Consider the following 25,996-nt stretch of genomic DNA (forward strand, 5'->3'; position numbering starts at 1 on the left):
AGTAGGTCGCCGCCAAGCTTTTTTTTCTTTACTAAACAGCACTGCTAAAAACTTTTCTCCTTTCCTATTACTCTATCTTGCTTTGCTTATCCTTTTTTCTTCCTTATCTAGCTCTTTTAAATTTAGCTAGTTAAGCTATTTATCTCTTTTTCTTTTTTAATCTTGCTTATTATAAAGTAGGAGTTAATGAATTGATAAAGTTTAACTGCGTCTTTATATTTGTTTCCAAAGCAGCAACTGCTTGTGCTTCTCTTAAATTTTGATCGCCACTTCTTTTACTTACTTCTTTCATTAACATCTCTAAGCGAGGAAGCCTTTGCACAGGACCAATAAATATAGAGCCTAAATTGACATAAGGAGGCTTATTCTCAAAGCCTTGCAAAATACTCTTTCCTTCTGCTGTTCCTGAAATTTTTGTTATCAAACGATTGAGTTGAATATTTTTTATAACTAATATTCCTGTAGACTTTATGTAATCTTCTAAATTGCTTGCAGAAAAAATAGTAGCCAAAGCTTCTAAAGGATTTGCTGAGCTTTTTTGCATAGCCTCAAGCTGCCCAATTAATGATTCAGATTGCTTGGCTAGCTCTTGCCATCCTTGCGTTAGAATAGCATGTTCCTCTTCTGAGATAACCTTATGATCCAATAGTTGTTGGAAAACATTATTTTCAGAAGAATGAGGGAGCAACAAATGAATGTTCTTAAGATAACTTTTTTCGGTAGTAATAAGTTCATTTATCACTTGATCTAATTGTGAAGTGAGTGGCACAGGATTAAAATTTAAAGTAGTGGGTTGACTGAGGTGCGCACTAGAAGTAGAGTCGGTAGAATTTTTGTATTGAGCAATAGCCACGCTGAAAGGCAAATCTTTAATAAACTGTAAGATGGCTTTTCCATCATATTCGTCGCTAGCCGTTAAACGCGTAAACTGACCCTCTAATTTTTTACCCATTTCGGGATCATTTTCATTAATTTTTGCTAGTGAATGATTAACAATCATATGAGCCATAGAAGGTGAATTCATAATCAATTTTTCACCATATGAACTTTGAATAAAGTTATTGTATAACTTCCTTATATCTAAAGGTTCTCCTGAGTCGTTAGGAATAAGAGGGTCATAGCCACTACGGAGAGTCGAATCTATTGTAGCTAATATTTTTGATAGGGCCGCTTGGCTGCTTTTACTGCGTCCTTGGTTAAAAAAACTTCCTAAGCTTAAAATGCGCCTTTTTGCAATTTCAATTGTCCCATTAGATTTAAGAGTAAGGCCTTTATTTTCATCATTTAATTCATCTAAAAGCTTAGCAAATTTTTTAAAGATTGCTTGGTCTTCTTCTGATATAGCTTTCTTCTTATCGCTAGGTGGCAAAGTCTCTTCTTTATTGATTTCAGATTGATCTACTTGTGTAAGAATTTTACCTGTCGGATTTTCTATTTCCCCGGTAGTTTGTAAATCTAAAGCGAGTAATTCCTCTTCGAACGCATGAAATTTTTTTGCTTCTTCTGCACCTAATAAGGTAGAGGGCTTTTCTGCTTCTTTAGAAACCGTTCCAGCTATTTTTTCCTGCTGAGAAGAATCTGCTTTGGGGGGAAGGGGAGGAAGGGGAGGAAAGGGTTTAGAAACTCTTTCTTGTTTTGGCATTTGGCTGGTTACCTGCTTCTTAATATTTTCTGAATACATCTTTGTAGAAGCAGTTACCATGCTTTCAGCTTTTTTATCTAATTTCCCCTGTTTATTCCATGCCTGGACAGTTTTTTCGTACAATTTTTTTTGCTTTATTAGACGCTTTAAACCCGGTTTATCTCCTCTCTCACTTAACAATTTTTCAAGGGTGTTAAAATATTTAGAATCGACTTTATTAGTTTTTTGATCAGCATAATGTTTAGTCGCTGTTAATAAGTTGCTTTCAGCCGTATGCTCAAAGCTCACTTGTTTGAGTTCTTTTTCTTTTCCTAGGCCCAATCCTATGGCTAAGCTAGCTGCTTTTCTAATTTTTTCTGAACTAAATGAAGCTAAACGTTTTTGCTGATCTTCAGGAGATTTGCAATCAGCCAGTGAGACCACAAATTTTAGTTTTATTCCTTGAAGCTTAACATCTTTAATAGCTGATTTGCCATCAGCCGCTAAGGTAAAACCGTTGAGTTTGGGAGGGCTATCATGTTGAGAAGAGGCCACAGGGTTTGACAATTTAGAAAATATGGGAACTGACATAGAATTACTCCCTACTTAATTAGATCTTATGGGTAAATCTTTTTATAATTATAATTATATTATTAATTTTATAATTATTAATATTAAAATTTTCATTAAATTTGTTAAATAAAGCCAACTGTGAATGGTTATGATTTATTTCTTAATAAGAAATTAGCAAAAAGTATGCCAAGCAAAGGAGAGTTAAAAAGGAAATGAGGAAATAGGTAAATTTTGGGTGAAAAATATTGGAGGTTATAGCAAGTTAAGAATAATGGGAGAGTATCTTATATGCATATCGCCTTTCTTTCTAACTATAATCTTTACGAATCTAAACGCTACTTTTGTGCCCGTTTCGCCGAAGCTTTTAATCGTCTAGGCATTGAAACAAGCATTATCGATTATCATACTTTGCAGCAGCAGAGTAGAGAATTTATAAGGGCAAGTAATCCTCAGGAAACCATTTTTACCTGCTCATTTAATTCTATGATCTCAGAAGATGGCAAATATATTTCAGATCATACGGGAGTTCCTCATCTGGCCTTCTTTGTCGATCCTGCCTACAATTATAGAGATGTACTCAGAAGCAAAAATACTATCATTACCTGCGTAGACCATGGAGATTGCGACTATATTTATTCTAAAAATTTTTCGAAAACTTTTTTTCTTGCCCATGCTGTAGAAAGGGAATTGGGACCTGCTATGAACCAAGAAAGACCCTATGAAGTTGTCTTTTTAGGCAGTTGTTATGATCATGAAAACTTGCGTGCTTATTGGCGTCAGACAATGAAAAAAAATGATATAGAAATCATAGAAAAGACAATTGAAATAGTGTTAAGCGACAATAAGACTTCCGTCTATTCAGCGATTAAAAAAATAGTGCAAGAGGAAGCTTGTTCTTGCGATAATGAGAATGAATTAGAAGATAAAATTATTCATTATGCTTATTATGTCGATAACTACATGCGCGGAAAAGATCGTACAGAGCTTATTCTCTCTATAAAAAATGCGCAGGTCCATGTCTTTGGAGATCTTTGCTGGCGTCGTGAAAAGCCCATTTTAGGATGGGAACATAGCCTAAGAACCATGCAAAATGTGACTATTCATCCGGCCGTTAATTATGAAAAAGGCCTAGAAATCCTTAAACAAAGTAAAATATGCTTAAATAGCATGCCTTTTTTTAAAAATGGTACGCATGAACGAATTTTTAATGGTTTGGCTTGTGGAGCTCTACCTATTACCAGCGATAATCTCTGGATTAGAAGAAATTTTGAACACGAGCAAAACATTCTTATTTATTCGCCGCACGCATGGGCGGAGGTCAACACCTGGGTAGAAGAATATTTGAAAAAACCTTTAAAGCGTGAAGAAGTTATCGCTGAAGGACGTGAAAAAGTGATGAAGGAGCATACTTGGGATGTACGAGCACAACAGCTGTTTGATGGCTTTGAGAATCTCCCTCCAATAGAGGAAGGATAAAGAATGCCTGCCGGAGTTTATCTATTGGCTCATAATGCTTAAAGCAACCAAAGCAGCGGTATCGGCACGTAAGATATTTGGATGAAGTTTCACACCCTGCGCACCTATTTGCCCTAATCGTTCTATCTCTACTGGGGTAAAGCCCGCTTCAGGACCTATAAAAAAAAGGGCCTCTTTACCGGGAGAATGAATGTGCCAAAAGAAAGGGGCTTTCTCTCGCACATCTCCAAAGAAAGCAGGAATTTTCAATGAGTTCCATTGATTAAGTGCAGGCTTAATGACTAATGACGGAAGATAGAGGCGTCCACATTGCTTCATAGCGGCAATCATTAAACTCTCCATTCGTTTCAATTGATGCTCAGTAAGGGATTTTCGCTCACTACTTTGGCCGGGAAATAGCCAGATTTGAGTAGCTCCCAATTCAGTGCTTTTTTCAATGATAAAATCTAGACGATTAAGCCGAGGCAATCCTTGAGCGAGGATTAATTCAGGGCCAGTCTTTTCTTGTTGAATGAAAGATTCGATAACGAATCTAGCCTGTTTTTTTTCTCGCTGCTTTAAAACACCTATCGCAAGGGTTCCTGCGCCATTAACAAATTCAGCTTGCTCACCTTCTTCTAAACGCATGACATGCGCTAAATGATGAAATTCATTACCCTCTAAGATAACTTCCTGGCCGGCCTGTAGCCTGGAGCAAAGAAAAAAACGTGTAGAAGGCATAATTAGCTTTTGACCTTAATAAATTTGTCTTCCCAATAGCTGTCAATCTGTAACTTTTGGTCGGGGGAAGAATATAAGGTTATTTTTTGCAAATAATCACGGAAACGTTTGCGTAACAAGGTTTCTTGGTGCTGGGGGGAGAGAGCAATGTCGGGGTTATAAAGAGATTTTAGCAGATCACCCAGGAAATAAGCGACATAGGTGTTTTCTAAATCTTCAGCCGCCACAACTTCTAAGCTCCAAAGTAACGTTTCTCGTTCATTTTTGGGGGCCGCGCTGATAACAATTTCCATATTTGGTTTAATAATCTCCATAAACAGGCTACTGACATTTTTGGTGAATATTTTTTGAGTAAAAATGGTTGTTCCATGCCGTTCTTTTACTTTATCACTAATTGCTAAAGTGCACGTTTGAGGATTGATATCTTCTAAGGTTTTTAAAGGGTAAAAGATGCGAATGGGAATTTCTTTATCGATGGGAATAAATTCATTTCTTAAAAAGTCGATGCGTAAATGTTGAGCTTCAGGATCATTAATTTCTTCCAAACTATTATTATGAAAAGGAATGGCCACTTCTTTCCAATGATTAGGAATAGGGAAGCTAATTTCATCATTTTGGGCATTTAGATGAGCACTGTGAATAGCATCTAATTCGGATTTAGTAATTTCATTTAAGTCAAAGACAACTTCCAAGCCACGTGCTTTCAAGCTTTGGATCGCCTCTTCAGGACCACTTAGCGTTTGTATAAGCTTTTGAGGCCATATATCCAGGAGCTCATAGCCAGGAGGGCTGTTTCCAATTGGAGGGAGAATAGTTATAGGTATTTTTGCAGCGATAAGGCGACTCATTTTAATAATAAACTCCGGATGCTCCACATTAGAAATGCTATGGGCAAGATCAATATCTGGACTTAAGCTAATTAAATTTTTTTTAGTGATGAGAAGCACCCATTCGTCCCGATCAATACTTGAAGAGTCAATTAAGACTTCTAAATCCCCTGGTTCCAATTCATGAATAACATTTTTTCTTCCGCTTAAAGTGAGAGCTATACGTTTATTTAAAATACCATTAGGTAATAAACCCTGAATCGTCTTATCAGCGGGCAAATTGATAATTCTTATGGGCACGCCCAGGATAGTTTTAGTGGCGGTTATAGAATAGTTTACACATAACCACAAGATAACTGCTAATGCAACCGCTACTATTTTACGTTGCCAATTCTCTAAAAATATCTTATAGATTAACGTTTCCATGTTTTTAAGCGTCCTATCGCATCAAAGCTGGATTGAATAGTAGTCTTAGGAGGCGTAAATATGCTGCGCATAATGCCTTTAAAGCGATCAATTTTGACGCCTCTAGTCATTATTCCATCTCTTGCTATAGCTACCTTACCTGTTTCTTCTGAGATGACTATGATTAGCGCATCTGTATGTTGGCTTGTTCCTAATCCTGCACGGTGACGAGTGCCCATAGATTTTGACAGTTGCGAACTATCGTCTGCTAAAGGAAGAATGGTTGCTGCTGAGAGAATAGTGGTACCTCGAATAATGACAGCTCCATCATGTAAGGGGGTCGTCTTAATAAAGATGGATTCTAATAACTCAGATGAAAAATTGGCGTTCATAATGACAGCTTTATTAGCATACTCATCTAAAGAATCTTGATTTTCAAGGACAAGTAAAGCTCCTACACGTTTTTCAGAAAGACGATAAATGGATTGAGCCATACTATCCAAGAATTTATCAAATTCTGTCACTTCTCGATATTTTTTTCCTTTGACGCTGAGCATGGAAAGTGCCAGCCGTAGTTCTGGTTGAAAGATGATTAATAGGGCCACTACCGCTACACTAACAAAATAATGAATAAGCTTTTCAATCACAGGCAGATGCAACCAAATTGATAAGGCATAAATACAAGCAACTGCTAACAGACCGAATAAAAGGTCCATCGTGCGCGTATTCCAAAAAAAAGAGAGTAAATAATAAACCACGATGGCAATTACAGCAATTTCAATAGCAGGAATAAACCAACTGAGTATATGCATAGCTTTTTTTACTTATTATAAACACTTAATAAATCAATGATATCGCGGTGCGCTTGGATATCATGCACACGAATAAAATCTACATGGGAAAGGATGGCAACCGAATTAATTGCCAAGGTTGCAGGTAATAGCTCATCTGTCGATTTGTTAAGTATCTTGCCCATGAAAGACTTTCGCGAAACTCCAAGTAAGACAGGAAACCCTAGCTTCTTAAGCTCTGCCAAATTGTGTATGATTTCAAGATTATGGGCAACGGTTTTTCCAAAGCCAATGCCTGGGTCTAAGACAATATTATGCTCTTTAACTCCCGACTGCATTAATGTATTAACCACATTAGAGAACCAATGCTTTAAATGATCGATAATAGATGCTTCATAACTAGGAGCATTTTGCATGGTTTGAGGGGTGCCTTGCATATGCATGACACATAATTTTACTCCGGAGGAGGCCGCTATTTCACGCATGGCTGAATGGCGAAAGCCTCCTACATCGTTTATCCAGGTAGCTCCTGCTTCGACGGCTTCGGCAGCCACCTGAGGTTTCATCGTATCGATAGAAATAGGGATGGATAGCTCCTGTTTTAGATGCCGAATCAGGGGAATTACTCTTTTTATTTCTTCTTCTAAAGAAACGACAGGAGCTCCTGGACGTGTAGATTCACCCCCCACATCTAAGATGTCGGCACCTTCAGCTAGCATCTGATGTCCTCGGGCTACAGCTGAAGTTATCTCAAAAAAACGACCTTTATCATAAAATGAATCAGGGGTAGCATTCAAAATGCCCATGAGTTGGGTCTTGCTCATTTTATTGCCTTGGTAAAATCGATAAAAGCATACAACATTAGGTTTTTTATTTGATGAAAATTTTTATTTCATTAAGCTGAGCTTATCTTAAAAAAAGCGAAGGTTTATAAATGGATGTAGAAATACTAGCGCGATTCCAATTTGCTCTGACCATTATGTTTCATTATATTTACCCTCCTCTAAGTATTGGCATAGGCCTTATATTAGTCATTATGGAAGGAATTTATATAAAAACTAAAGATCCTATCTATTTGGAAATGGCCAAATTTTGGACTAAAGTCTTTGCTTTAACTTTTGCTATGGGTGTAGCTACCGGAATAGTGATGGAATTTGAATTTGGCACAAATTGGGCCAATTATTCACGCTTTGTGGGAGATGTATTCGGTAGTGCCCTTGCGGCAGAAGGAGTTTTTGCTTTCTTTTTAGAATCAGGGTTTTTAGCTTTGCTTCTTTTTGGATGGAATCGGGTAAGCCCACGCATGCATTATTTTGCTACTTGGATGGTCTGCTTGGGTGCACATTTTAGTGCTATTTGGATTGTAGTGGCCAATTCCTGGATGCAGACTCCTGCCGGCTTTGTGATTGAGGGAGAGGGAATCAAAGCGCGGGCAGTGATTACCGATTTTTGGGCAATGGTTTTTAATCCTTCTTCCATGACTCGCTTATTTCATACTATTATTGGATGCTGGTTGGCAGGAGCTTTTTTGGTGATCAGCTTAGCGGCTTATTATATTTTGAAGAAGCGCCATCATGAATTTGCTAAAAATTCTTTAAAGATTGGCTTGAGTGTGGCGCTAGTTGCCTGCATTTTACAATTAATAACAGGGGATACGAGCGCTCGTATAATTGCCAAATACCAGCCGGCTAAGCTGGCCGCAATAGAAGGCCTTTACAAGACTCAAAAAGGGGCACCCTTATCTATTTGGGGCATTCCCAATTCCGAGACACAAACCTTAGATTATGGCTTCAAAATTCCTTATCTATTAAGCTTTTTAACTTTTCGTGATTTTAATGCTGAGGTAAAAGGTTTAGACACTGTTCCCCGCAAGGATTGGCCCCGCGTATCTGTGGTTTTTCAAACTTATCATCTTATGATAGCCACTTGGGCTTGTATGATGATGACCACTCTATTAGCTATTTATTTGTGGCGCAAAGGAACCTTATTTCAGAAAAAATGGATGCTCCGTCTTCTAGTGGCATCTTCTTTTTTTCCTCAAATCGGTAATCAGGCAGGATGGGTAACGGCGGAGATGGGACGCTATCCTTGGATTGTGCAGGGCTTGCTTAGAATTTCTGAGGGCCTTTCTAAATCTGTGGTAGCAGAGCAAGTATTAGGTTCGATCATTCTATTTGGAATTGTTTATACTTTGTTATTTATTCTATTTGTTTACATGCTCAATGAAAAGTTTAAACATGGTCCTATGGACCTAGCGGTTGGAGATGTCTCTACTCCCTATCATCAGCAATATGTACTTGTTCAAGACGTTTTTACCCAAGATAAGGAAAAGGAATGATTGCTTTAGAAAATTTACAAGTTATATGGTTCATGGTTTTTGTTATCCTTCTAACTGGCTATGCTATTTTGGATGGATTTGATCTAGGTGTGGGAATGATGCACCTAGTGGGCGCAAATGATTACGAGCGACGCATTATTCTTAATTCTATAGCTCCCGTATGGGATGGCAATGGAGTTTGGCTAGTGACCGCAGGAGGGGCCCTTTTTGCGGGCTTTCCCCAAGTTTATGCCACTTTATGCTCAGCCTTTTATACTCCTATTATGATCTTACTTACAGGACTAATTTTCCGCGCCGTCGCTATCGAATTTCGTAGTAAGCAACCTATGGCATGGTGGCGTTGGACATGGGATAGCATGTTTACTATAGCTAGTGTGATTATCTCTTTAACTTTAGGAATAACTATAGGCAATCTGATTGTAGGAATCCCTTTAGATGAGAATGGAGAATTTATAGGCACATTTTGGACATTATTGCATCCTTATGCTCTTTTGGTAGGCATGATGGCATTAGCGCTATTTATGATGCATGGAGCTATTTATCTGGTGATGAAAACTGAAGGGTCCTTGCACGATAGACTTCGTCAAAAAGTCAATCCTGCGATTATTTTCTTTATAGTTCTTTATGCCATTACCACCGTAGCTACTTTAATCTATTTTCCTCATATGGCTGAAAGCGTAAGGAGTCGCAAAGATCTTTTTATCATTGCCGTTATCAATGTGCTTTTGATTGCCAATATCCCTCGAGAAATCTCCAAAGGACGTGAGGGTTGGGCTTTTCTCTCTTCGTGCGGAAATATAATATGCTTAATGGCTCTCTATGGAGCAGGTACCTATCCAGCCGTGGTGCGCGCTGTTAACGATCCTCAGGCTTTAAGTTTAACCATTTATAACTCTTCGTCTACAGCAAAAACCTTGGAAATTTTATTATTAATAGCGGCCATAGGAGTTCCTCTTGTGGTAGCTTACACCATTGTTATTTATAAAGTTTTCTATGGTAAAGTAAAGCTAGATCCTACAAGTTACTAAAAAGCTTAAAGGGCTATCTTTCGTTAAGATCGTAGTCATCCGTAGGCTCCTCTATTTTTAAGCTGGCACGTACTTCTTGCATAATAAAAAAAGTGCCACAAATAATTAAAACTTGTTGATGCTGTTTAGCAAGAAGTAGGGCTTTTTGAGTGGTATAAGGGATGGTAGTGTCAATGGAAATAGAGCTTAAAGGAAAGTGATGCTCGATCATTTTTTGGTAAAGAACGGCAACTTCTACGCCGCGACCATTAGAAGCCTCAATCAAATGAAAATGCTCCCCATATTCTTTAAGAACTCTTAAGCAACCCTCTACGTCTTTAGTCTTGGATAAACCAAAAATAATCCGTAAGGGCCTGTGGGGATACCTTTGTCTAATGGCCTTAAAAAGGTGGCTAAGGCCATCCGGATTATGTCCTACATCAAGAAGTGTAGGTGGTGCCTGGCAGACAAGCTCAAGTCGGCAAGGCGGCAATGCTTTAAGACCAAGCTGAAGAGAATCTTCAGAGACAGCAAGTGTTTGCAAAGCTGCCTTAGCAATCGCGTTATTTTCCTCATCAAAATTACTAAAATTACCAGTTACTTGAGTTAAAGGGCTATTTTGCAGCTTGGCGATCTTTTCAACAACAGGTCTAGGAACGCGGGGGCCAATGATAACAGGGACCCCAACCTTAATAATTCCTGCTTTTTCCTTAGCAATTTCCTCTACCGTTTGTCCTAAATACTCGGTATGTTCCAGACTAATGGAGGTAATAATAGAGAGCTTAGGAGTAACAATATTGGTGGCATCCAGCCGGCCTCCTAATCCAGCTTCTAAGACAGCATATTCTACCTCTTGCTGGGCAAAATAAGCCAAAGCTAGAGCCGTAGTGATTTCAAAAAAGGTGGCCGGGATTTGCTCGTTTGCAATGTGTGTAAATATTTTGTCTAGAAGGGTTGTCGTGGCCTCTTCATCAATAAGCTGGCCATTAATTTTTACTCTTTCACGGAAAGTTGAAATATGGGGAGAAGTAAATAGACCTACACGGTAACCTTCTGCTTGTAAAGCCTTAGCTATTTTTGTGGTTACCGAACCTTTGCCATTCGATCCTGCTACATGGATGCATTTATAGTGGCTGGCAGGAAAGTCTAAAATCCTTTGTAGCCTGCACATATTATTTAACCCCAGTTTCATTCCTCCATGTTTATTAACGCTAAAAAGCTTTTTAATTAATTCTTTATAGGAGGGGAAAATGGTAGTCATTAATTTAAGGAAACTTTATCAAAATGGTCTTTTAGGATATCAAAATGATCTTTGGTAACCCAGGAAGAGCCTAAAGGTATATGGGGTTTAAGGGCTCCATGATAATCTGAGCCGCCGGTAATCAACCACTGGCGATGTTTAGCTATTTTAAGCCAACGCTTATGAGCTTTTTGATTGAATTTAGCATAATAACATTCTATTCCATCAAAATTCATCTCCAAAAGCTTTTTCAAAGTGGGGGGATTATCCACCAGATGAGGATGGGCAATGATAGCCAACCCTTTAGCTTGATGAATAATATTAATGGTATCTTCCAACGTAAAATACTCGCCGGGGGCATAGCAGCTTTTTCCTTCACCTAAATACTTATTAAAAGCCTCAGGAATAGAGTGAATATAGCCTTTTTTAAGCATAGCTAAGGCAATATGAGGCCTGCCTATCGTTCTGCTAGCATTTAAAACCTTATTGCCGGCCATGGCTGCTAACACATCTTCTTCCTCTAAAGGAAATCCATGGGCGGCAAGTTTTTTTAAAATTTCGCGATTGCGATGAAGGCGTCTTTCCACATGTTTTTTACAGAAATCTTTAATAATAGGGCTATCGATGGGAAAAGAATAGGCTAAAACATGCACGCTTACCTCTCCTTGAAAAGAAGAAAACTCTACGCCCGGAATGATTTTCATACCTAACTGTTGTGCTAGAGGTAGGACTTGGCTATAGGCATCAATAGTATCATGATCAGTAATGGATAAGCCGGATAAGCCTAATTCAGCGGCCATTCTAATGACCTCTTCCGGTGAAGAGGTTCCATCAGAACATGTAGTATGACAATGCAGATCTGCTCTGAACTCTTTCATGCGCGTTCCACTTCATAAGGAATATAGCGTACTTCACTTTCCAACTCAATCTTGCAATGAATTTTTACCTGTTCTTTTATGTGTTCAATAAGTTTTAAAACTTCTTGAGAGGTGGCGTTATTTGCATTAACGATGAAATTAGCATGAATTTCAGAAACTTTCGCTCCTCCCAGCTGGGTACCTTTTAAACCAGCTTTTTCTATCAAAGCCCCCGCATAATGGCGATCAGGATTGCGAAAAATACATCCTGCTGATTTATTGCTGTAAGGTTGGGTTTGCTTACGATAAGTAATAATTTCTATTTGCTTTTGGCGTGCTTTGCTTGAAAGGTTTAATTGAAAAGTAGCTCCTACAATAGCTCCTTGCATTGATTGGAAGATTGAGGTGCGATAAGCATGAGTAAGCTCTTCTTTATAAAAAGTTTTTAATTCTCCCTGCTGATTGATAAAATCTACGGATTTTAAAGCATCATGCGTCTCTCGTCCATTTGCACCTGCATTCATATAGACAGCACCGCCTACGCTGCCAGGTATGCCAGAGGCAAATTCTAGGCCTGACCAGCCCTCCCTAGCAGTTTGGGAGCCCAGCAATGAGAAATTATAGCCCGCACCTACATGAAAGATTCCCTCTGGCTGTTGATGTTTAAAATCAATTTTATTATGAATCACCAGGCCTGCAAATCCACGATCATCAAAAAGGCAGTTGGACCCTTTTCCTAAAATAAAAAAAGGAAGATGGTGGATATGACAATAAATAAGAGTTGCTTGCATCTCTTCAATCGTATGGACTTCTCGATAATAATGGGCAGCGCCTCCAATTCCGAAGGTGCATACGCTTTTTAGTAGCTTGTTATTCTGAAGCTTTGAAGATAGCTTATCATCATTCACAGTCTCATTCCTTAGCCATTTCTTTTTCTAAAGGAAGGCTGCTAGATTTTTCCTCGCTTTGATTCATTTCTTCAATAGTTTTATAGATTTTTTGAAGGTCTATTTCTTCACCAGCTCGTGCTTTGTACAAAGTATCTAAAATGGCATTAACAAAATTGGCTGATTCGGGAGTACTGAATTTTCGTGACATCCTGACTGCTTCGCTTATAGCAACCTTAGGGGGAATATTGCTTGCAAAGAAAAGTTCATAAACTCCTAGGCGCAAAATATTACGTTCGACAGTTTGAATACGATCAAATGCATAAGAAAAAGAGGCACCTGCAATCATTTCATCAATTTCGCCTTGGATAGCTTGTATTTCCTCCACTTTCTGTTGAGCCATAATAACCGAAGCGCGAGAAACGGCTAACTCTTTCATCATTAGCTCAATCATATCTTGTTGATGAGCTTTTCCAATATCATAGCTGTATAGCATCTGGAAAATAATTTCACGTAATTTTTGTAGGGGAAGAGCCATTGCAGTTTCCTTTTTGAGATTAAGTCTACAAGATTAGCTCATAAACATCAATTGCATCACTAAGAATATCTCTGCCCTAGGTGTTCGTGCTTCTCTTAAAATAAAGGGTATAAGTGTAGAGCTATGCGAGCAAAAGGTTATCCTTGCGGCTATGGCGACCAAAAACATTCCTTTCCCCATTTGCATAGGCTTAACGCAGTTTGTTTGTCTCATCTCTTGATCAAATTGCTCAAAATTGATCGTCAAAGGATACAGGCACCCTTGCTTTCATTCAATATTGAGTTTCTAATCACCACTATAGGTCATTTTTTACTTGCTGGTAAAAAAAAATTGAAGGGAGAGAAAGTAGAATTTAGCCATTAAAAGCAAATAAATTTGAATAATACTTGATTTATGAAATCTTCCTTGTTATGCTACTTACTTCTTAGGGGCAATAGCTCAGTTGGTTAGAGCAACGGACTCATAACCCGTTGGTCCCTGGTTCAAGTCCAGGTTGCCCCACTTTTTATAAAATCTTTAGATCCAGTATTTAAAGTTTACGATGATTACGCTCAATCATTAAAACCCAAGCCACTATAATGGGTCGTGCGTGGCACACGCAGCCCTATACATCCCAGCAATTATCATCACAGTAATCTTGTCACTGCTCAAGCTAACCATCCAAAATGAAGCATGAGCTAGATGGCAACGATTCAAAAACTTCCCCAAAAAAATGAAGCCCTCTGCCATAGAGTAATGATCCGTCAAAGCGATGGCTTTCCTCCTAAATCTAAAACCTTTCCTCCAAAAGAAGAGGCCAAGCATTGGGCCAAAATAGAAGAAGCACGTAAGCGATAAGGTTATGCTCCTACAGATAAAGAAAAAGGCCAGCAGACTTTGACAGATATTATTGATCGCGACATAATAATCGCTCTTTTTATCAAGCCTAAAGACGCTGGGAATATGCAGCGACATCTTGCTTGGTGACATGATAAAATTGGCTAATATAGTGTACTAAAATTTCACCTGATTTGATTGCTCAATGGTGTCAAGAGCTTGCTGAAGCGAAAACATCAAAACACCTTAAACGTTCTCTTGCTACTGTCAAGAGCTATTTGGCCCCGCTTTCAACGGTCATGGCATATGGTATTCGTGAATGCGGTTGGATGACTGATGATAACCCCTGCCTACGAGTAACTAAATTTAAAGAATCAAAAGGAAGGGAGAAGATTGCCTCTTCTGGCGAATGTCTTGCACTATTAGAAGATGTAAAAATAGCCGTAATGAACATGGGTTGCCTGTTGTGCTTTTGGTCATTACTATAGGGATGAGACAAGAAGAGATTTTGGGATTAACATGGGATTGTATTAATTTTGATCGACAAAAGATCTACCTAAAAGAGACAAAGAATGGTAGACCTCGAATTATTTCTATAGTAGGAAAAGCTTTTGTACTTCTTCGATCCCATTATTTAAAAAAATGCCCTTATACATTAGCATGAGGCAAAAATTCTGTATTTAATCCTGAAAAGGATTTAATGGCTTACTATTCGAATAGAAATGCCTATGCAAAGTACTTTCATGGCGAAGCATCAATGAAGGACTCCATCTCCTTGCCTGAATTCTCTGTAAAACATGTACACACATATCAAGAGTAACTTTGTATCGATTTTCAGCGATTAGTACTCCTTAAACAAATCGACATATTTATTGAAGTTCTTGCAATCAAGTGACTTTAGATCTCTGCGATTTTGTCTACTATAATTGAAGGAAATAGTAGGGCTTCACTTCTTTCAAACCGATCAATTGGAATCCATTCTACCCAATGAGCACCTCTTCTATCTTCATAAAGCTGAAAACGATTTTTCGTGTAGATTGTTTCATTTGAAAGCTTAATGGGAAAGGTAAAAATAATTTCGTGTCTTTTAATCCCCTGATGTTCAAAGATGTTTTCGCAGACTATAGGTTCACCTGTAATGACGAGATTACATCCAAGCTTCTTATAAATTTCGCGCTTTAGAGCCTCTTCAGCACTTTCACCAAATTTAATACTACCTCCGATGGGACACCATCCTTTTAAAAGGCCATCACCATTAAGTACCTCGCAGACAAGCAATTGATTTTCGTGTTTTGCAAGACCTATTACTTTGCCCCTAATGCTGTTATGAGGCCTCCATGTTTCACTTGTTGGTAGATTAAAGATCGCATGAAGAGCAAATGGAGTTAATTCCTTTTGAAGGATGTCAGTGAGCTTAACCCAACGGTTTTCTTCTTGAGGCACTAAGCCTGGCTGTTTCTCCCAACCTAATATTTTATAAAGAAGGCCAACTTGATGGAATCCATATAGAACACCGTTATTAGCATAGTGGCCAGTAGAGGTTACTATACTTAAAAATTCTAACTTAGAAATGGCTATAGAAGCTTCTTCCAGTAGCTCACGTCTAAGGGCTGCTTCTGGCGTTTCACCGAATTCAATAGCACCCCCAGGAAGCCCCCATAATCCCTCATAAGGTCCTGATTGCTTTTGAGTGAGGAGAATTTGGGAATCTTGAAATATAACTCCATAAGCTCCATGTCTGATGATTTGATTCATGTTATCTGATTTATCCTCTCCAAGCAATGATTGGGATAATATGCAATAGGGCGTGATTAAAAATAATATCCTTGAAAAATCCAATAAGGCCAATCCTCTCATGCTTACTTGATTTTATTACCAACATTAATACCTTTCATCTGCTTCAATGGTACACAAAGTGTTTCTTTATCTTTCCATTTCACTTGTGCAAACCTATCGTATTCGCAATTTTCTCCGTCGCCCATACCAATAATCGCACTAATTTCATCTATTTTCAGCGGGGATTTGCTGGCTAATTGGATACACTTAGCCTTAAATGGTATAGTCATCGTATCTTGTAAATAGTAATACCTCGTTCCGACTTAATTGTAAGCATCTCGATAATTTTCAATGCAAGGCGATCTTCAATTTTTTGGTTAAATTCTTTAAATAATGTTTCCAATTTTTTTTTGATTTTTAATGAACCATTTTTACAGGCAACATAAATTTCCATGCGCTGAAAGTGTAATTATAAAAGGAATTTAAGGGATTTTTTCAAAAAAATCCTTGTACAAGCCCTCAATGGCGTCCCCAAACCCCCATCCCATATCTTGAGTTTGAGCATGGATATTTAAACAACGCTTTTGAAAATTTTCTAGGACCCCATACTCTTCCATGTCTTTCAAGGTTTTTTCAAACATGCTTTCCATGCTATTATAGAATCGTTCGTCAATATCCCCATAATCTAAGGTGCATTTAACCCCATATTCAACATAAGTGAGCTGAAGATCAAGAATACTTAGATAATCAGCGCACACTTTTTTGAAATCGCTAATAGCTTTTCTTGCCACTGAATATTTAAGCTCAGGAAAACCCTTTTTGGGGCAAAACTGTTCTTCCAAAATTTTCTTGTATTTTTGCACTATATCAGAGGGTGTACGAGGTTCTAAACGAGAATCATAGTATTCCCTTACAAAGTCAAAAGTTTTGTAAAGCGTCAAGATTTCATCTAGTAAGGAGTCTTGATCTTATTTTTGCAGATGTTCTTTTAATTTTTTTATTCTCATACATAAATCAGGTTTTGCTATTTAAAGAAAAAGACATTTTATCGTGAGAAAATTCCTGCGACAACTACTTTTTTTACGATTTGTCAGAAAATGAAATTTGGCGGCCCACTGGCGGCACACTGTCATCTTATTTGCATCAATAAATCTCAACACTTAGTAATTGAAATTAAGAGTGTAATCATGCTGTCTTATTGTTTTGGGCAGCGAATAACTGCTGTGAAGTGTGAGAAGTCTGCGGACTCATAACCCGCTGGTCGCAGGTTCAAATAGAATGTCAAGTAATTCTTTAGTTAATCGTAAGATCATGCTAATATTTATAATATTGTCTTATATTAAATTATAAGCTATTAATTCTAAATAGCTAGGAGGAAGAAGTGAATCCAGCCGGTTAAGTTGCAAACCATTCTGCAAGTTTTAAGCAAAATGAAGTTGTCGGTATCAAAACCTCATTCGAAAAGCATGCTTATGACGAATTTCACTTCAGAAGAAGATACATTAATATCCTACAGCAAGTTGCTAGTGAATAGTCCAAAGAAAAACTGACCGATAAAGAGTATTTTAAGATTCAATTTTCAGAGCCAAATTTTAAGTTAAAAAGCATGAATAAATGGTATGCTGATGAAAAAATAAAATATTTTACAGAACAAGGTCTTGAAGATAAACAAGTCTATATAATAAACGGCCTATTTTATAACACAGATCTTAGTTTATATAATTCTAGCAAACCCTTAGATACTGAAACAGGTGATGGCGAAATGATTGTAATGGATCGCCTGGGAAGTATGTTTATCGCCCCTAAAGAAAGAGGCATCTTTCATCACTCATCATTTTTTAGTGGAAAACCTGTAGCTTTTGCTGCTTTATGTTTTATTAAAGATGGCAAAATTCAAAGCATGCTTCGATATAGTGGACATTACTTGCCAGGAGAAGAAGAAGAAAGTTCATTCAAAAAACAACTGAAGACTAATTATCTTATTACAGAAAAAGCTTTTAATGTTCTAAAAGTTGATAGCAAGGGTTATTTAGTACAAACTATTTCCATCTCCTCCAAAGAAAAAGTTGAAAATTTATATGATATTATTGCAGAGCTGGGAGAATTTTGTAGGCCGAGGTTGCGGCTTATTAGCGACGGTAAAAGTGTTCCAACCGCAACACTCGTAGATACTCAGCTAGTGGATATTACAATAGCTGAATCAAACTTAAAAAGTGGTTGTACAATATATGCTCTTGAAATGAACTATACTCCTCATCATCGGATATACCCTACTAGCAAATTTGAATTGATAATTAACGATTAATTCAATTTTTTATAAAATTAAGGGCATGTGGCCAGCAATTCTGTGTAAAATATTGCTGACCCTTTATTTTTGAGCTCCACAGCTTCTAAAATTTCATGACTCTTCTTCGCTTTTAAGTTATTGCTAAAAATTTGTCTCCTTAGCAATTACTTATTCACAATATTTAACTAAATTATATTCGTGATGTTTCGCATTTTTATAAACCCAGCTTTATAGATTTTTTTTATATTCAGGAAGAACTGGCAAGATTAAAGCAAGCTTTTTCTAATCAAAAGTTCTGAATGCGTCTACCCGCCTCCACTTTTTCCGCAATACCTCCATAACAGCCTTTTTGCTATTGCGCAACTTTTTACAAAAGCGTTCGTCACTATAATTTTTTTGCTTTTGAAGAAAAAGCCAAGATAACGATCAGGTTGGGGCTTAAAAGCGTAGATCCCATCTCCTTCATTTCTAAATTTCATTTCGTCGAAGATTTTTCCCTGATTTCCCATTGACAAAAAAGTTTGAGCAGTTTTCTCTGTTTATTTTTTGGTTGTTCTTTGAAGTATTCAGGTGCTAGGTCCTTTATGATCCTAAAACCACTCAATCCTAAATAAGGGAGCGGAAGACTGGGCGCAAGCTGTTGAACGGCAAATCAAAGCTGGCAAGTATAAGTCTGATCGAGTCAATTACCAGGGCACGTTCCTGGAGCTAGTCGATCGCTACAAGGCTGGCGGAATCTTGGATCACTTAAAGTCTGCCAAGGATGTGCTTCGACACCTGGAATACTGGAAAGTACGCTTAGGAGTTTATGCACTCGTTCACCTGAATAGCAACTTTCTTTTGAAGGAAAGGGCTTTACTCATAATCGACAATCCAACTCAACCCCTGCTATTTGCGAGTAAGACAGCCTTCGGAAAGATTGTTATCAAAAAGCTTGGCAAGTAGTAGCAAAGAAAGCAGGGTTGGACGACGTACACTTTCATGATTTACACCCCACCTATTCCACAGAAGCATCTAAGCAAGGGGCTAGCACTATCGAATTATCAACAGCCATGAGGCATAGAACCTTGCAAATGCTAGACCGCTATACCCATATACAAGCTGAAATGACCAAGCACGATTCAGAGGGTATTGTAAAGAAGTTTAATCTCAAGAAAACCGAAGCTGTACAAGAAATCATAAATACTCAGGAGATACCTCAAGCATTGGAGCAGAATGCATAGAGGTTCAATATGAACCATGGATCAACAAGTGAAGGAAAGGGCATGAATAGATCTATAGAAGAAGCACAATCTATACTACTAGACCTGAAATCGGAGCTGCAGAAGTTTCGCGATTTTTGGATTATAGCACAGAAGGATAAACTTGATTTTGAACAACTTTCGGATGCTCAGTGGGGAGTCAAAAGTTCGAGATGTTGGCTTCATGGCTCGACTGATTTGCAAGAATCTAATGAACTTGAGAGATGGTTGTTTGATAGACCTCTTCTCAATGGTATGGCTAAAGAAAAGACTTCAAAATGCATTAAATGCTGGAAAGTATGGTCGCAACTAAAGAACAGATACTATAGCGATTTTCCAGAATATTCAAAAGGCATGATAGTTCATCTAGAAAAAACATCTCTTTAGCATGCTCAGTCAAAAACATCTTGTAAGTGGCGAATCCCAAATGATAAGATTTGTAGCAAAAATGGAATGGAGCATGAAATGATGAATTGTGTGTTTTTGGCTTCTACACTTTTGTTTCACTACATCAACGTTCCCGTCACCAATATGAGAGAACTTCCGAAGGACACGTCTGAAATTGTTTCTCAGGCATATTTCTCAGAGCAAGTGAATGTGATTGAAGAAAACCTTGATTGGACAAAAGTAGAAACAACAATAGATCATTACCAAGGCTGGGTCAAGAGTAATCAGCTTTGTCACGAGCAAAACAATTTTTATGAAAATTCTTGTGCAACTGCAAAGGTCAATCGTTGTATGGCGCATCTTTATCATGTACCCGATACGATCTACGGTCCTATATTGACAATCCCATTTGAAAGTGTCTTAAAAGTTATCGATCTCGGAAATGACAACAATAGCCGGTGGGTTAAGGTTCTTATGTTTGATGAGCGCGAGGCATTTATTCAACGTGGCGACATTATCTTAAATCAGGCTGTCATTAGTCGTGATCAGATTGTGCCATTTAGCCTCCAATTTTTAGGATTGCCTTATACATGGGGAGGTCGTTCTAGCTTCGGATACGACTGTTCTGGCTTTGTTCAAATGTTATATCGTCAAATGGGCGTGTATCTACCAAGAGATGCTAAGGATCAGGTTAAGTGGGAAGGGTTGGCACCAATCGAAATAAACGATATGCTACCTAGTGATTTGATATTTTTTGGCTTAAGTGAGGATAAAATTCGCCATGTGGGAATGTATATAGGATCTGGCCAATTTATTCATGCTACCGTCGCGGAAAATGCTCCTTACATCCATATTAGCAGCCTATCTGATCCGGAATGGAATGGTTCGGGTAAATGGATTTATCGAACAGCACGCACCTTAAGGAAAAAAAACAATGCTTAGATATTTGATCGCTTAATTTTTGTCTTTATTTTATCAATTGATTGCGAACGTTTTTGAGAGAATAATTTCACCGATTACAACCCAAATTTTTGAACAGATGTTTTATTCTTGGAGAGAAAAATAATCCTGTGCCCATAGAAGATTCACGGTAGATTTCCATTAGCTATTGGGAATTTGACGAAAATATGCATTAAGGTTGCCTCATTTAAAAAAAATGATGCTCGTAGGCGTTTAAGAAGGCATTGATTAATGGTCTGCGCAAGGTAACAATAGCTATTCATTTTGCTCTCGCCTGATAGCTGGTGTCACGAATGTTTTTTCAAAGCATAGTTACGGGTTAGCAATCGACATTAATCCTCTTTACACCCCTTATTGCAGAGGATGACTACTCATCCCCGAAACAAGCATCCCTATCTCGATAAAGGAAACCGTATTAAAGGTATGATTTGTCCAGATACGGTTTGCTACAAAGCCTTTACTAAAAGAGGTTGGAAATGGGGCGGTGATTGGCAAGTCGAGAGAGCATATGTCAATTATCTTCATTATGAAAAAGATCTTAAAGATGTTTCAGAAATGTTTAAGTGAAACTACTCACAGCCATTTATTTTCTCATAGCATTTATTTCCCATGGTTACTGTATTGCTATTAACAGCATGGAAAGCCATTTACAGCTATTAGTCGTTACTACTGAAAGTTGGGAGGAGAAGGGCGGATACATGCAATTGTTTGAGAAGGCAGATCAAGATAAAAAATGGGTTCTTATTGATGAACCCCTTCCTGTTGTTATTGGAGAGTCTTGAATGGCCTGAGGTATCGGTCTAGATGGGCAGCTGCTAATCTTACTTTGGTTGATGGTTATAGATATGAGTTAGAAATGCCAACAAAGACTTTGATGATTTTACAGAAAGAGCACACAGCGATTACTCCAACGTTTTAGAATTTGCGGTTTATAACAGAGGATTGCTTAGATAGATAATGATGAAGCACGGGCTTTAAGGACTCTCAACTGAATGGTGGCATTTTGATTTTAAAGGATGGTAAGATGATACCAAGTTTCCTCCAGTAGATGTTTCTTTTGATAATTTGTGATAACTTCCACGCCTTTATTCATCATAATCATCGTATAAAAATTAGTTTTTCACTTCAAAAAAGATCCGAATGAGAACCTGTTCTTGCAAAGATAATTTCCGTTTCTGTCTTTTTATAGACCAGTAGCCAATCAGGCTCAATGTGGCATTCCCAGTAACCCACATAATCACCCTTTAGCTTATGATTGCGATTTTTTGGTGGCAGCGGTTCTTCAAAAGTTAAAAGCCTCATCACTTCTTTGAGTTTCTCTATATCCTTGCCTCGTTTCTTTGTTTTGGCTACTTCCTTTTCAAACAGGCGTAGATGAATAGGTTTAAGCATCTAGATACCGAGTTTTTTGAAGAGATCATCGATATTGTCGCTTTCAACTAGATTTTCGCCCGTCTCAATTTGTTTTATAGCTTCAAGGGTCTCAGCATTTGGAGTGTTGGTACTATAAAGATGTTCGTGTATCCATCCAATAATGATCTCCCGCATGCTTTTACCTAAAACTGCGGCAAGAGCTTTAAGCCTTTTATGATCTTCTTCCGGAACGTCTATAGTCATTCTGGACATATGACCTTTTGCAGACATAATTCCCCTCCATCGTTCTTTATTTTTAAAATACCAGAAATAAAGAAATAAGGAAACAAAAACATGAAAAGTCGCGAAAAATTTTTAATGGCTTACTGGGCAACCAGGCACGCACGGAGGTCATGCATAGCATAAGGAATTGATTGCGCGGTTCACTGACATGCAGATTTTCCCAACAAAATCCCGCAGAGTTCAATAGCCTTTTGGTTTTAAATCCTTTGCCGCTATTACGCCTAGCGGCTGAATAATATTGGGTATGTCGGTGTTCTCCCGCCCTCATCACCCGTCGGCCCCTGGTTCAACTCCAGGTTGTCCTACTTTTTTACCAGTACTCATGCGCGCTTTTGAGCAAGACTGAGGTTGAAACAATAAAGCAAGGTATCCCATGTTCGAGAAAACATGCGACGCAAAAGCTAGGACGAATAACCATTAACCGCGTAGGCAAGCCGGCTAGGGCAAACTGTCCATGCCGGCTACAAGGTGGAAAGCCAACTGGGGCTAAGATAACAGAAGGATCAGCTATTCAGAGAAAAGCTTCATGGAAGCATGGAATGCGTCCTAAGGCCATCCTAGAAGGAAGAAGAGCTTTTCTTGAATATATTCTTTCAAGAGAAAGTTTCATTGACGGCCTTTGGTAGTTATTTAAAGAGATTAGAATACGTTCCGGTTCTTTCAAAATGATCTCTTCCTCAGTTTTGAGATAAACAAGCAATCAGCCAGGCTCAATATGACATTCCCACTGCCCTTTAAACTTTCCAAAGAGTCTGTGTTTTCTGTATTTTGGTCTGAGAGGTTTTCGCGAGCAAGCTTCTCAGCTACTTCGAAGAATTTTTTCATGTCTTTTCCTCGTTTTTCTTGTTGATGCAATTCTTTTTTGAATTGGTTGCGATAAGAAATTTTGAGCATTTATTTGAGACCAAGCTTATCAATAAAGTCATTGAAGTTCTTGCAACGCACTAAATCTTTTCCTTCATCCGTTTCTTTAAAGGCTTTTAATGTCTTATCGTTTGGTTCATTATCACTAAGCAAATGATCTCTAAGACAACTAAGAATAAGGTCTTTAAGAGTGACTCCCATAAAAGCTGCCATAGCTTTAAGTCTCTTATGCTCTTCATAGGGCATATCTATGGTCATTCTTGCATGTTCGTGATGATGTTGCTGTGCAGTCATACCTTCCCTCCTTTCCTGTAGTTTAGCACATTTGTACTCTTCTGTGAATGATGGAAAGGAAAATGAAATTTTTTATATGGAAAAATGGAAATAAAGATTAACGTAGCATTACTAAAGATGAAACTGGATCCTCTCAGGTGTAAGGCTAAATTTTTTATGGATACAAGCTTTGCCTGTATCCATCCTTTTCTGGCTAAGCCTGAATAAAATAGCCATGCCCGTTGACTTGGTCCAGTTTAAATATATGCCCTTTATCAACCAGAGCTTGAACAATACGACGCAGCCACAGCTGCTTTTCTTCTTCCTCAGTAATGAACACTTTAGCAGAAGGAAGTCCAAGGGTGCTATATATACTAAAAGGATCTTTGCTTGTGTTTAAAACAAAGTAACGCTTACCTTTAGTTGATGCTTGGTCAGAACTATTTTGAATAAGTCTGTTCATTTCAGCGATAACATCTTCTGCGACTTCTCTTAAAGTAACAGTTTGCTTTTCCCATTTTAAATCACTTTCTTCGGTTAAATCTAAGCCCAAAGAGGCTAAGTCAACTTGTATAGGCTCTTTGCCGGTCACCACACCTTTGTCGGTATAAAGAGTACGCAACCGCTTGTCATCTTCAAATTCTTTTAAACGGCGGGCCTTAGCTTCTTTTGCCTGCACTGTAGAGATGGCAACTCCTTGTTTACGAGCTTCTGCAATTACAATGTCGATCTGTTCCTCCGATACACAATGAACCAAACCACGACTTCCGTTAAAGTCACCAAGAAAACCATTTTTGTTAAAGTAACCAAGGAAACCATTTATTGCACTATTCATATGCTCAAGGTCAATAAGAGCAACACGTCTAGGGCCATGAAACTCAGGAATTTCATTTAGAATAGGAATATTGCGCCAGGTAACATCATTAAAACCTGTCTTTGCTACGAAGATGGCAAGTTGGCGTGCTGTTTCATTTAATTCTCTAGAGTATGTATGATAAAGTTCTTCCTGTGCACTTTCATTAGGATTAAAGTCAAGACTCTCTTCAGCAATGAGTGTGTAAGCTACTCCGCTGACTTCAACATCAAATTTTCTGCCATGAGGTATAATTAATAGACCTAAGTCATTAGCTAAGCATACCTTCTTCGCTTCAATCATATTATCAAAGCGCTCATTACTAATGGCTTTAGAATTTAGCCACTTACCACCTCGAAAAACTGAAATCCCTGGGCGAGCCATTTTATAAACAACATTTGAGGTTTCTTTAATTCTGAAAACTAAATTATTTCCTTTTGCTAGCCATTTTATAGCTTCATCATCTTCTCTGCTAATGATCTTGGGAATAAGTTGTTGGATCTTGGCTGCTGTAACCTCTGAAATATTTATCCCTTTTTCAAGTTTTTGCTTAGGATCGATGAGCTTAAAACTATGCTGTGAGCGCAAAGCAGTCTTTGCGATAAGCATGATGAGCGGAATAATGATAGTAAAATAAGAAAGAAATCTTCCCACTCTTGCTAAGACAGAAGATCTTGTCTCTGAGAGAATAACTTTTTCTTGTCCTGTTTTTGTACGACCTTGAATTACCTGAGCCTTCTTTCCCCCTAAATAAAAATAATTATCTACCTTCTCAAGAAGGAAAAGAGCAGTAGACTTTGGAGAAGTTTGATAAGTTATAGGGGTAAAAAAACTTAATTTAGACATTTATAGTTATCCTAATTTTATGACATAAGCTTGAGAAAATTTGCCTTAGAGCACGAGCAGCTGGTTCTTCCCACAACCTAGCGATACACCTCTCGCCTATGTCCAATTTCAACAACCAGGACGATTAGAACACTTTTTTGATGGAATACACAATACGATAATCTCCCGAACGTATGCGATATAAAGCAGTTTTTTGGCCTTGTAACTTAATGCTTCCTGAAGGCATCTGATCATCTGCTAACATGCCAATTTTTTCCATAATTCTAGAGCGATCTGTTTTGGGAACTTTCTTAAGGAATTTTTCGGCGCTCTCGGAGATTTCAATTTCATATTAAACGCTCTCTTGCTTTCTTCCAGGAAGATGTTTTTTCCTCTCCACCCTCAATGCGCTTTAGAGTTTGATAAGCTTTTTCAGCCAGCCAATCATCCTCGACTTTTTCCATCTTCTCAAATGTTGCAAGAAGCATGAATTGCCGCATAGTGACCCCTAACTTAGCACAAGCTATTTTTAAATACGCATGTTCCTCTGGATCCATATCTAGGGTTAAATGTGCTTTGTGTGTATTAGCCATAACTCCAAAACCTACTTTATTCTACAGAAACGCAGAAATCCGTGCAATTCATGTATTGGGTGTTACTTATGAAATGCTAACCCGCTATAGTTACAAAGGCGGACAAAAAGTGTCTGCCCAATATGCTAGCCTGGAAAATGGAGGCACAGCCATAGCTGATCATTTGCTCGCGGGGGGGGGGGGGC

The 25,996-nt window shown here is 38.2% G+C and carries 27 protein-coding genes, 1 tRNA gene and 4 pseudogenes; 13 read left to right on the forward strand and 19 right to left on the reverse strand.

Going from position 1 to position 25,996, the window contains the following annotated elements; genetic code table 11:
- Positions 1-169: 169 nt before the first annotated feature.
- Positions 170-2,212, reverse strand: coding sequence for a RhoGEF domain-containing protein (locus NEOC84_RS06025; protein WP_166156627.1), 2,043 nt, complete (start codon positions 2,210-2,212; stop codon positions 170-172).
- 270 nt (positions 2,213-2,482) lie between these two features.
- On the opposite strand from NEOC84_RS06025, the gene NEOC84_RS06030 reads away from it, so the two are divergent.
- Positions 2,483-3,670 carry a glycosyltransferase gene (locus NEOC84_RS06030; protein WP_166156630.1) on the forward strand — a complete coding sequence of 396 codons (1,188 nt, stop codon included), beginning with the start codon at positions 2,483-2,485 and terminating at the stop codon, positions 3,668-3,670.
- 21 nt (positions 3,671-3,691) lie between these two features.
- On the opposite strand, the gene NEOC84_RS06035 is transcribed toward NEOC84_RS06030, so the two are convergent.
- The 4 genes from NEOC84_RS06035 to folP are packed head-to-tail and all read right to left on the reverse strand — an operon-like array spanning position 3,692 to position 7,237.
- Positions 3,692-4,390, reverse strand: a complete 699-nt coding sequence (locus NEOC84_RS06035) for a 16S rRNA (uracil(1498)-N(3))-methyltransferase (RefSeq protein WP_166156633.1) — start codon at positions 4,388-4,390, stop codon at positions 3,692-3,694.
- Positions 4,391-4,392: 2 nt separating this feature from the next.
- Positions 4,393-5,643 (reverse strand): hypothetical protein, encoded by a 1,251-nt coding sequence (locus NEOC84_RS06040; protein WP_166156636.1) that lies wholly within the window; start codon positions 5,641-5,643, stop codon positions 4,393-4,395.
- The gene (cdaA, locus tag NEOC84_RS06045; RefSeq protein WP_166156639.1) at positions 5,631-6,434 is read right to left on the reverse strand and encodes a diadenylate cyclase CdaA; all 804 of its coding nucleotides are present in this window, start codon (positions 6,432-6,434) and stop codon (positions 5,631-5,633) included. The genes NEOC84_RS06040 and cdaA overlap by 13 nt, the downstream gene beginning before the upstream one ends.
- Before the next feature lie 8 nt (positions 6,435-6,442).
- Positions 6,443-7,237 carry a dihydropteroate synthase gene (folP, locus tag NEOC84_RS06050; protein ID WP_166156642.1) on the reverse strand — a complete coding sequence of 265 codons (795 nt, stop codon included), beginning with the start codon at positions 7,235-7,237 and terminating at the stop codon, positions 6,443-6,445.
- 110 nt (positions 7,238-7,347) lie between these two features.
- Between folP and NEOC84_RS06055 the strand changes: the two genes are divergently transcribed.
- The gene (locus tag NEOC84_RS06055) at positions 7,348-8,751 is read left to right on the forward strand and encodes a cytochrome ubiquinol oxidase subunit I (protein ID WP_166156645.1); all 1,404 of its coding nucleotides are present in this window, start codon (positions 7,348-7,350) and stop codon (positions 8,749-8,751) included.
- Positions 8,748-9,779, forward strand: coding sequence for a cytochrome d ubiquinol oxidase subunit II (gene cydB, locus NEOC84_RS06060; protein WP_166156648.1), 1,032 nt, complete (start codon positions 8,748-8,750; stop codon positions 9,777-9,779). The genes NEOC84_RS06055 and cydB overlap by 4 nt, the downstream gene beginning before the upstream one ends.
- 13 nt (positions 9,780-9,792) lie before the next feature.
- On the opposite strand, the gene NEOC84_RS06065 is transcribed toward cydB, so the two are convergent.
- From NEOC84_RS06065 to nusB, 4 genes are read right to left on the reverse strand one after another with little or no spacing between them, the layout of a single operon-like run.
- Positions 9,793-11,019: a Mur ligase family protein gene (locus NEOC84_RS06065; RefSeq protein ID WP_166156651.1), complete on the reverse strand. Its 1,227-nt coding sequence runs from the start codon at positions 11,017-11,019 to the stop codon at positions 9,793-9,795.
- Positions 11,019-11,876: a PHP domain-containing protein gene (locus tag NEOC84_RS06070; RefSeq protein ID WP_166156700.1), complete on the reverse strand. Its 858-nt coding sequence runs from the start codon at positions 11,874-11,876 to the stop codon at positions 11,019-11,021. Before NEOC84_RS06070 ends, NEOC84_RS06065 begins: the two co-directional genes overlap by 1 nt.
- The gene (gene murB, locus NEOC84_RS06075) at positions 11,873-12,763 is read right to left on the reverse strand and encodes a UDP-N-acetylmuramate dehydrogenase (protein ID WP_166156703.1); all 891 of its coding nucleotides are present in this window, start codon (positions 12,761-12,763) and stop codon (positions 11,873-11,875) included. Before murB ends, NEOC84_RS06070 begins: the two co-directional genes overlap by 4 nt.
- 4 nt (positions 12,764-12,767) lie before the next feature.
- Positions 12,768-13,280, reverse strand: coding sequence for a transcription antitermination factor NusB (gene nusB, locus NEOC84_RS06080; RefSeq protein WP_166156706.1), 513 nt, complete (start codon positions 13,278-13,280; stop codon positions 12,768-12,770).
- 427 nt (positions 13,281-13,707) lie between these two features.
- On the opposite strand from nusB, the gene NEOC84_RS06085 reads away from it, so the two are divergent.
- The 3 genes from NEOC84_RS06085 (at position 13,708) to NEOC84_RS09965 (ending at position 14,760) form a co-directional block, all read left to right on the forward strand.
- Positions 13,708-13,781, forward strand: a tRNA-Ile gene (locus NEOC84_RS06085).
- A 180-nt stretch (positions 13,782-13,961) separates the two neighbouring features.
- Positions 13,962-14,117 carry a hypothetical protein gene (locus NEOC84_RS09960; protein ID WP_242678215.1) on the forward strand — a complete coding sequence of 52 codons (156 nt, stop codon included), beginning with the start codon at positions 13,962-13,964 and terminating at the stop codon, positions 14,115-14,117.
- 388 nt (positions 14,118-14,505) lie between these two features.
- The gene (locus NEOC84_RS09965) at positions 14,506-14,760 is read left to right on the forward strand and encodes a tyrosine-type recombinase/integrase (RefSeq protein WP_242678216.1); all 255 of its coding nucleotides are present in this window, start codon (positions 14,506-14,508) and stop codon (positions 14,758-14,760) included.
- Between the two features lie 233 nt (positions 14,761-14,993).
- Here the strand turns inward: NEOC84_RS09965 and NEOC84_RS06095 are convergent, their stop codons facing one another.
- From NEOC84_RS06095 to NEOC84_RS06105, 3 genes and pseudogenes are all read right to left on the reverse strand, one after another.
- Complete coding sequence (locus NEOC84_RS06095) at positions 14,994-15,851, reverse strand: NUDIX domain-containing protein (RefSeq protein ID WP_166156709.1); 858 nt, start codon at positions 15,849-15,851, stop codon at positions 14,994-14,996.
- A gap of 104 nt (positions 15,852-15,955) precedes the next feature.
- A pseudogene (locus NEOC84_RS06100) lies at positions 15,956-16,171 on the reverse strand (calcium-binding protein); the annotation flags it as partial.
- 183 nt (positions 16,172-16,354) lie between these two features.
- Positions 16,355-16,825, reverse strand: a pseudogene (locus tag NEOC84_RS06105) (DUF6155 family protein); the annotation flags it as partial.
- 653 nt (positions 16,826-17,478) lie between these two features.
- Between NEOC84_RS06105 and NEOC84_RS06110 the strand changes: the two are divergent.
- Positions 17,479-18,177, forward strand: a complete 699-nt coding sequence (locus tag NEOC84_RS06110; RefSeq protein WP_166156718.1) for a hypothetical protein — start codon at positions 17,479-17,481, stop codon at positions 18,175-18,177.
- 353 nt (positions 18,178-18,530) lie between these two features.
- Here the strand turns inward: NEOC84_RS06110 and NEOC84_RS10190 are convergent.
- Positions 18,531-18,668 (reverse strand): annotated as a pseudogene (locus NEOC84_RS10190) (type II toxin-antitoxin system RelE/ParE family toxin); the annotation flags it as partial.
- Positions 18,669-19,091: 423 nt separating this feature from the next.
- Here NEOC84_RS10190 and NEOC84_RS06115 point away from each other — a divergent pair.
- From NEOC84_RS06115 to NEOC84_RS06140, 5 genes and pseudogenes are all read left to right on the forward strand, one after another.
- Positions 19,092-19,382, forward strand: a pseudogene (locus NEOC84_RS06115) (hypothetical protein); the annotation flags it as partial.
- 42 nt (positions 19,383-19,424) lie between these two features.
- A complete protein-coding gene (locus NEOC84_RS06120; RefSeq protein ID WP_166156721.1) occupies positions 19,425-19,787 on the forward strand; it encodes a hypothetical protein in 363 nt (120 codons plus the stop codon).
- A gap of 78 nt (positions 19,788-19,865) precedes the next feature.
- Positions 19,866-20,729 carry a C40 family peptidase gene (locus NEOC84_RS06125; RefSeq protein ID WP_166156724.1) on the forward strand — a complete coding sequence of 288 codons (864 nt, stop codon included), beginning with the start codon at positions 19,866-19,868 and terminating at the stop codon, positions 20,727-20,729.
- Between the two features lie 381 nt (positions 20,730-21,110).
- Positions 21,111-21,314 (forward strand): M15 family metallopeptidase, encoded by a 204-nt coding sequence (locus tag NEOC84_RS06135; RefSeq protein WP_166156727.1) that lies wholly within the window; start codon positions 21,111-21,113, stop codon positions 21,312-21,314.
- The gene (locus tag NEOC84_RS06140; protein WP_166156729.1) at positions 21,311-21,529 is read left to right on the forward strand and encodes a hypothetical protein; all 219 of its coding nucleotides are present in this window, start codon (positions 21,311-21,313) and stop codon (positions 21,527-21,529) included. The genes NEOC84_RS06135 and NEOC84_RS06140 overlap by 4 nt, the downstream gene beginning before the upstream one ends.
- 343 nt (positions 21,530-21,872) lie before the next feature.
- Here NEOC84_RS06140 and NEOC84_RS06145 read toward each other — a convergent pair whose 3' ends face one another.
- The 6 genes from NEOC84_RS06145 to NEOC84_RS06170 form a co-directional block, all read right to left on the reverse strand.
- On the reverse strand, positions 21,873-22,139 hold the full coding sequence (locus NEOC84_RS06145) for a type II toxin-antitoxin system YafQ family toxin (RefSeq protein WP_166156733.1): 267 nt from the start codon (positions 22,137-22,139) through the stop codon (positions 21,873-21,875).
- On the reverse strand, positions 22,140-22,364 hold the full coding sequence (locus NEOC84_RS06150) for a hypothetical protein (RefSeq protein ID WP_166156736.1): 225 nt from the start codon (positions 22,362-22,364) through the stop codon (positions 22,140-22,142).
- Positions 22,365-23,297: 933 nt separating this feature from the next.
- Positions 23,298-23,561, reverse strand: coding sequence for a hypothetical protein (locus NEOC84_RS06155; RefSeq protein WP_166156739.1), 264 nt, complete (start codon positions 23,559-23,561; stop codon positions 23,298-23,300).
- A 193-nt stretch (positions 23,562-23,754) separates the two neighbouring features.
- Positions 23,755-25,239, reverse strand: coding sequence for a DUF648 domain-containing protein (locus NEOC84_RS06160; protein WP_166156742.1), 1,485 nt, complete (start codon positions 25,237-25,239; stop codon positions 23,755-23,757).
- A gap of 124 nt (positions 25,240-25,363) precedes the next feature.
- Positions 25,364-25,564 carry a type II toxin-antitoxin system RelE/ParE family toxin gene (locus NEOC84_RS06165; protein ID WP_213156206.1) on the reverse strand — a complete coding sequence of 67 codons (201 nt, stop codon included), beginning with the start codon at positions 25,562-25,564 and terminating at the stop codon, positions 25,364-25,366.
- Position 25,565: 1 nt separating this feature from the next.
- The gene (locus NEOC84_RS06170; RefSeq protein ID WP_166156745.1) at positions 25,566-25,811 is read right to left on the reverse strand and encodes a hypothetical protein; all 246 of its coding nucleotides are present in this window, start codon (positions 25,809-25,811) and stop codon (positions 25,566-25,568) included.
- On the opposite strand from NEOC84_RS06170, the gene NEOC84_RS09785 reads away from it, so the two are divergent.
- Positions 25,795-25,996, forward strand: a 202-nt coding sequence (locus NEOC84_RS09785; RefSeq protein ID WP_207391819.1) for a hypothetical protein, incomplete at its 3' end; no start/stop codon positions are given. The genes NEOC84_RS06170 and NEOC84_RS09785 overlap by 17 nt on opposite strands.

This window comes from Neochlamydia sp. AcF84 (genome assembly GCF_011087585.1).
Lineage (GTDB): Bacteria > Chlamydiota > Chlamydiia > Chlamydiales > Parachlamydiaceae > Neochlamydia.

Bases quoted from the DNA above. Each gene is read 5' to 3' on its own strand.
- NEOC84_RS06145 (WP_166156733.1), bottom strand. From the start codon at position 22,139: ATGCTTAAACCTATTCATCTACGCCTGTTTGAAAAGGAAGTAGCCAAA.
- NEOC84_RS06095 (WP_166156709.1), bottom strand. From the start codon at position 15,851: ATGAATCAAATCATCAGACATGGAGCTTATGGAGTTATATTTCAAGAT.
- NEOC84_RS06035 (WP_166156633.1), bottom strand. From the start codon at position 4,390: ATGCCTTCTACACGTTTTTTTCTTTGCTCCAGGCTACAGGCCGGCCAG.
- NEOC84_RS06160 (WP_166156742.1), bottom strand. From the start codon at position 25,239: ATGTCTAAATTAAGTTTTTTTACCCCTATAACTTATCAAACTTCTCCA.
- NEOC84_RS06120 (WP_166156721.1), top strand. From the start codon at position 19,425: ATGAATAGATCTATAGAAGAAGCACAATCTATACTACTAGACCTGAAA.
- NEOC84_RS06150 (WP_166156736.1), bottom strand. From the start codon at position 22,364: ATGACTATAGACGTTCCGGAAGAAGATCATAAAAGGCTTAAAGCTCTT.
- cdaA (WP_166156639.1), bottom strand. From the start codon at position 6,434: ATGCATATACTCAGTTGGTTTATTCCTGCTATTGAAATTGCTGTAATT.
- NEOC84_RS09965 (WP_242678216.1), top strand. From the start codon at position 14,506: ATGTCTTGCACTATTAGAAGATGTAAAAATAGCCGTAATGAACATGGG.
- folP (WP_166156642.1), bottom strand. From the start codon at position 7,237: ATGAGCAAGACCCAACTCATGGGCATTTTGAATGCTACCCCTGATTCA.
- NEOC84_RS09960 (WP_242678215.1), top strand. From the start codon at position 13,962: ATGGCAACGATTCAAAAACTTCCCCAAAAAAATGAAGCCCTCTGCCAT.
- nusB (WP_166156706.1), bottom strand. From the start codon at position 13,280: ATGGCTCTTCCCCTACAAAAATTACGTGAAATTATTTTCCAGATGCTA.
- NEOC84_RS06135 (WP_166156727.1), top strand. From the start codon at position 21,111: ATGACTACTCATCCCCGAAACAAGCATCCCTATCTCGATAAAGGAAAC.
- NEOC84_RS06030 (WP_166156630.1), top strand. From the start codon at position 2,483: ATGCATATCGCCTTTCTTTCTAACTATAATCTTTACGAATCTAAACGC.
- NEOC84_RS06110 (WP_166156718.1), top strand. From the start codon at position 17,479: ATGAATAAATGGTATGCTGATGAAAAAATAAAATATTTTACAGAACAA.
- NEOC84_RS06065 (WP_166156651.1), bottom strand. From the start codon at position 11,019: ATGACTACCATTTTCCCCTCCTATAAAGAATTAATTAAAAAGCTTTTT.
- NEOC84_RS06040 (WP_166156636.1), bottom strand. From the start codon at position 5,643: ATGGAAACGTTAATCTATAAGATATTTTTAGAGAATTGGCAACGTAAA.
- NEOC84_RS06070 (WP_166156700.1), bottom strand. From the start codon at position 11,876: ATGAAAGAGTTCAGAGCAGATCTGCATTGTCATACTACATGTTCTGAT.
- NEOC84_RS06155 (WP_166156739.1), bottom strand. From the start codon at position 23,561: ATGACTGCACAGCAACATCATCACGAACATGCAAGAATGACCATAGAT.
- NEOC84_RS06025 (WP_166156627.1), bottom strand. From the start codon at position 2,212: ATGTCAGTTCCCATATTTTCTAAATTGTCAAACCCTGTGGCCTCTTCT.
- NEOC84_RS06055 (WP_166156645.1), top strand. From the start codon at position 7,348: ATGGATGTAGAAATACTAGCGCGATTCCAATTTGCTCTGACCATTATG.
- NEOC84_RS06125 (WP_166156724.1), top strand. From the start codon at position 19,866: ATGATGAATTGTGTGTTTTTGGCTTCTACACTTTTGTTTCACTACATC.
- cydB (WP_166156648.1), top strand. From the start codon at position 8,748: ATGATTGCTTTAGAAAATTTACAAGTTATATGGTTCATGGTTTTTGTT.
- NEOC84_RS06170 (WP_166156745.1), bottom strand. From the start codon at position 25,811: ATGGCTAATACACACAAAGCACATTTAACCCTAGATATGGATCCAGAG.